Raw genomic sequence first — 4,679 nt, 5'->3', positions numbered from 1 at the left:
CGGGGTCGGACACGACCCCGACAGCACCGTCGGCCACGTCGTCGGCGAGGGCCTCGACGCGCACACGGCGGCGGACATCCGCGCCTTCTACCGCGCCGCGATGATCGAGCCGGTGCACCGCACGGTCGCCCGCGACGACGGCCGCTGGCTCGAGGTCGACGCGCAGCCGGTGACCGGCCCGGACGGCACCACCCTCGTGCTCAGCCTCAGCCGCGACGTCACCGCCCGTCGCGCCGCCGAGCTGTCGGCCCAGGCCGCGGCCGAGGCGCTCACGCGCAGCGAGGCCCGCTTCCGCACCGCGTTCGACAGCGCCCCGATCGGCATGCTGCTCGTGTCCGCGTCCAAGGCGACCTTCGGCCGCTGTGTCGGCGTCAACGCGGCCTTCGCCCGCATGGTGGGTCGCCCCGCCCGCGACCTGGTGGGCTCGCCGCTGACGCAGCTGGTCGATCCGTCGGCGCCCGCGCTGCTGCTCAGCCCGAACCTCGCGACGGGCGACGACCGGCGCGCCACGACGTCGCTGCAGCACGCGTCCGGCGCGACCACCCCGGTCGAGCTGGTCTACTCGCTCAGCACCGATGCGTCCGGCGCCCCGTTGTTCGTCGTCCAGGTCGAGGACATCACCGCGCGACGCGCGACCGAGGTGGCCCTGCTCGACGCGCTCGAGCAGCAGCACGCGGCCGAGCACGCCCTGCGCGAGGCCGACCGGGTGCGCACCGACGTGGTCAGCACCGTGTCGCACGAGCTCCGCACGCCGCTCACCGCGCTCGGCGCGAGCCTGCACCTGCTGGCCGAGGGTGACGCCGGGCCGGTGAGCGCGCAGCAGCTCGAGCTGCTCGCGATCGCGCAGCGCAACGCGACGCGGCTCGAGCGACTCATCGACAACCTGCTGCTGCTCACGACGCTCGACCGCACGATCGACGCCGACGGCGACGAGACCGTCGACCTCGTCGAGACCGTCCGCCGGGCCGCCGACCTCGTCGTGCCGGCGATGACCCGCCGCGAGCAGCACCTCGAGCTCGACCTGCCTTCAGCCGCCGTCGTGGTCGCGGGCGACGACATGCAGCTCTGCTTCGCGATGGTGAAGCTGCTCGCCAACGCCGCGCAGTTCTCCGACACGGGCGGCCGGGTCGTGGTGCGGCTGACCCAGGACGCCGACGGCGTGGCCGTCACGGTCAGCGACGACGGCGTCGGCATCCCCGACGACGAGCGCGAGCAGATCTTCGACCGCTTCTTCCGCGGCGCGCACGCCCAATCGCTCGGGCTGCCGGGCACGGGTCTCGGGCTCAGCATCGCCCAGAGCGTCGCGCGGCGGCACGGCGGGCGGATCACCGTCGAGTCGACGGCCGGCGTCGGATCGACCTTCCGGATGCGGCTGCCACGCCGTCCGGCCGTCCCCACCGGGCGTCCCGGCACCGACCGCGCGGTCACGCCGGCGGTCGGCGTCCCGCACGTCGCCTGACGCGGCCACGCGCAGCACGGGGCTGCACCGGCACCGGACCTGACCGACCCCGGACATGACTGAGCACCGGCGCCACCCCTGACGCCGGTGCTCAGCAAGACGGTCCCGCCTCGGCGGCGGACGCTGGGTTCCCTACCCCCCGGTCGGGTTCCCGATCCACTCCTCCATCGACGGGGAGGAGGCCCCGGCCCGGTACCCCCGCACTCTGGCCGGAGCCTCCTGTCCGCGGGTCGTCGACTCCCCCTCTACGGCCGACGACCTGAACTGCCAGGCGCAGGAGACCAGACACCGGCAGCGCCCCCGGGTCGAGGCCGACGGATCGGCTTCAGCCCGGTTGCGGTGTTGGTTCGACGCGACGTGCCGGCCCAGGTCCCCACCAGGGACCGGCTGCATCCATTCGAAGTCGTCAGCGCTACGTGCCGGTCGGACCGGCTGCGCGGGGTTCGCCTTGCGGCGTGTAGGACAAGCATAGGGCCGTTCGCAAGATTCGGCATGTCGGGCGATCGGGTCAGGTCCTTGGTCCTGCCGACGACCGGTCGGTCAGCCGCTTGACACCGTCCCGCGGGGTCGCTCGTCGACGATCCGGCGCATCTTCCCGAGTGAGCGTTCGATCGTCTCGGGCTCGCACAAGACCACGTCGGTGGTGACGCCGATCGTCTGCTTGATCAGGTGCCGGAGGTCGGCCGCGGCCGCCGCGGCCGTGTCGGGCGCCGCGTCGGGGCGCCGCTCGACGTGGACGGCGAGCTCGTCCAGGCGTCCGGGACGCGTCAGGCGCAGCTGGAAGTGCGCCGAAAGCGCGGGCAGTCGCAGCACCAGCTCCTCGATCTGCGTCGGGAACAGGTTCACCCCGCGCAGGATGATCATGTCGTCGCTGCGTCCGGTGATCTTGTCCATGCGGCGCATGGTGCGGGCGGTGCCGGGCAGCAGCCGGGTGATGTCGCGGGTGCGGTAGCGGATCACCGGTAGTGCCTGCTTGGTCAGCGAGGTGAGGACCAGTTCGCCGGGCTCGCCGTCGGGCAGCACCTCGCCGGTCGTGGGGTCGATGATCTCGGGGTAGAAGTGGTCCTCCCAGATGTGCAGGCCGTCCTTGGTCTCGACGCACTCCTGTGCGACACCCGGCCCCATCACCTCCGACAGGCCGTAGATGTCGGTGGCGTCGATGCCCGCGCGCTGCTCGATCTCGGCGCGCATCTCGTTCGTCCACGGCTCGGCGCCGAAGATGCCGTAGCGGAGCGAACTGCTCGCCGGGTCGAGCCCCTGCCGCTCCATCTCGTCGAGCAGCGCCAGCATGTACGACGGCGTCACCATGATCACGTCCGGGCGGAAGTCGCGGATCAGCGTGACCTGCCGCTCGGTCATGCCGCCGGACACCGGCACCACGGTGCAGCCGAGCTTCTCGGCGCCGTAGTGGGCGCCGAGCCCGCCGGTGAACAGGCCGTACCCGTACGCGACGTGCACGATGTGCCCGGGACGCCCGCCGGCGGCGCGGATCGAGCGGGCCATCACCGTCGCCCAGGTGTCGATGTCCTCGCGCGTGTAGCCCACGACGGTGGCCCGGCCGGTGGTGCCGGACGACGCGTGCACCCGCACGACCTGCTCACGCGGCACGGCGAACAGGCCGAACGGGTAGTTGTCGCGCAGGTCGGCCTTGGCGGTGCACGGGAATCGCGCGAGATCGCTCAATTCCCGCAGGTCGTCCGGGTGGACGCCTGCCGCGGTGAAGGCGGCGCGGTAGTGGGGCACGTGCTCGTAGGCGTGACGCAGCGACCAGCGCAGCCGGTCGAGCTGCAGCGCACGCAGTTCGTCCAGCGACGCGGTCTCGATCGGTTCGAGGCCATCGGCCACGGTGGTCATGCGCGAGCTCCTTCAGGCGTCGTAGTCGACGGTGAGCGCGTCGGTGGTGGGCCGGGTCTGGCAGGTGAGCACGTAGCCCGCCGCCACCTCCTCCGGCTCCAGGGCGTAGTTGCGTCGCATGGTGGCGGCGCCGCCGGTGACGCGGGCGCGGCAGGTGCCGCAGACACCGCCCTTGCAGGCGAACGGCAGATCCGGACGCACCCGCTGCGCGCCGTCGAGCACGGTGCTGCCGGGCGGCAGGGTCAGCGTGGTCGCCCGGCCGTCGAGCAGCACGGTGAGCTCGGTGCCCTCGATCGGCGCCTCGACATGGTGCTGCTCGGCGGGCGGGTCGTCGCCGACCCAGAACAGCTCGCGATGCACCCGCTCGCGCGGGACGCCGAGCTCGGCAAGCAGCGTGCGGGCGTCCTCGACCATGGCGAACGGTCCGCAGAGCCACCAGTGGTCGACGGCCTCGACGTCGACGGTGATCGGCAGCAGCCGCGCGAGCCGCTCGCGGTCGAGGCGGCCGGTGAAGAGCTCGACCTCCTGCGCCTCGCGCGAGAGCACATGCACGAGGTGCAGGCGCTGCGGGTGCGCGTCCTTCAGGTCGGCGACCTCGTCGGCGAACATCACCGTGTCGCTGCGGCGGTTGCCGTAGAGCAGCGTGACCCGGCTGCGGTCGTCGGCGGCCAGCACGCTCGCCGCGATCGACAGCAGCGGCGTGATGCCCGAGCCGGCGGCGACGAGCACGTGGTGGCCCGGTGTCGCGAGATCGGGGCAGAACGAGCCGGACGGCGGCTGCACCTCGAGCACGTCGCCGGGCCGCAGCTCGTGCACCAGCCGGCCGGACACCGCTCCTCCGGCGACCTCGCGCACGCCGATGCGCGGTGCGGCACCCCGCGGCGCGCAGATCGAGTACGACCGCCGCTCGGCGCCGACACGCACGGTCAGGCTCTGGCCCGGCTCGAAGGCGAACCGGTCGGCGAGCTCGGCCGGCACGGCGAAGGTGATCGCCGCGGCATCGTCGGTGAGCCGCTCGACGGCCGCCACGGTGAGCGGATGGAAGGCGCGTGACGACGCCGTCGCCGGGGTCGCGGCGAGCCGGTCGTCGAGGTCGGCGGCGGTCACAGCGGCTTCACCGCCTCGAACGGCTCGGCGCAGCCGCGGCAGCGGTGCAGCGACTTGCAGGCGGTGGCGCTGAACCGAGCCAGCTCGGCGGTGTCGGTCGAGCCGCAGCGCGGGCAGGTCACCGGCCGCGGCGTGAGGGTCAGCGCCACCGGGCCTCGCCGGGGCACCGGCGGGGGGGGGGGGATGGAGGCGGCGGCCCGCGTGCGGCGTCCCGTCTCGGTGATCCACTCGGTCGTCCACGCAGGGCTCAGGGCCGTTC

At 73.4% G+C, this 4,679-nt stretch carries 4 protein-coding genes; 1 reads left to right on the top strand and 3 read right to left on the bottom strand.

Going from position 1 to position 4,679, the window contains the following annotated elements; translation table 11 throughout:
- On the top strand, window positions 1–1,459 hold a 1,459-nt coding region (locus ACTHMS_RS07345), incomplete at its 5' end, for a PAS domain-containing sensor histidine kinase (protein WP_440306013.1).
- 540 nt (window positions 1,460–1,999) lie between these two features.
- Here ACTHMS_RS07345 and paaK read toward each other — a convergent pair.
- The 3 genes from paaK to ACTHMS_RS07330 form a co-directional block, all read right to left on the bottom strand.
- Complete coding sequence (gene paaK, locus ACTHMS_RS07340) at window positions 2,000–3,313, bottom strand: phenylacetate--CoA ligase PaaK (protein ID WP_440306012.1); 1,314 nt, start codon at window positions 3,311–3,313, stop codon at window positions 2,000–2,002.
- A gap of 12 nt (window positions 3,314–3,325) precedes the next feature.
- The gene (paaE, locus tag ACTHMS_RS07335) at window positions 3,326–4,420 is read right to left on the bottom strand and encodes a 1,2-phenylacetyl-CoA epoxidase subunit PaaE (RefSeq protein WP_440306011.1); all 1,095 of its coding nucleotides are present in this window, start codon (window positions 4,418–4,420) and stop codon (window positions 3,326–3,328) included.
- Window positions 4,417–4,679 (bottom strand): PaaD-like zinc ribbon domain-containing protein (locus ACTHMS_RS07330; protein ID WP_440306010.1); only part of this gene is annotated, 263 nt, incomplete at its 5' end. The genes ACTHMS_RS07330 and paaE, both read right to left, overlap by 4 nt.

Origin of the sequence: Jatrophihabitans sp., assembly GCF_051960575.1 — a bacterium.
Taxonomy (GTDB): Bacteria; Actinomycetota; Actinomycetes; order Mycobacteriales; family Jatrophihabitantaceae; genus JBQCEE01.
This window is presented reverse-complemented; position numbering and strand designations above follow the sequence as displayed.

What these genes read in the sequence shown, in the direction of transcription:
- paaK (WP_440306012.1), bottom strand. Translation starts at nt 3,313, where the DNA reads ATGACCACCGTGGCCGATGGCCTCGAACCGATCGAGACCGCGTCGCTG.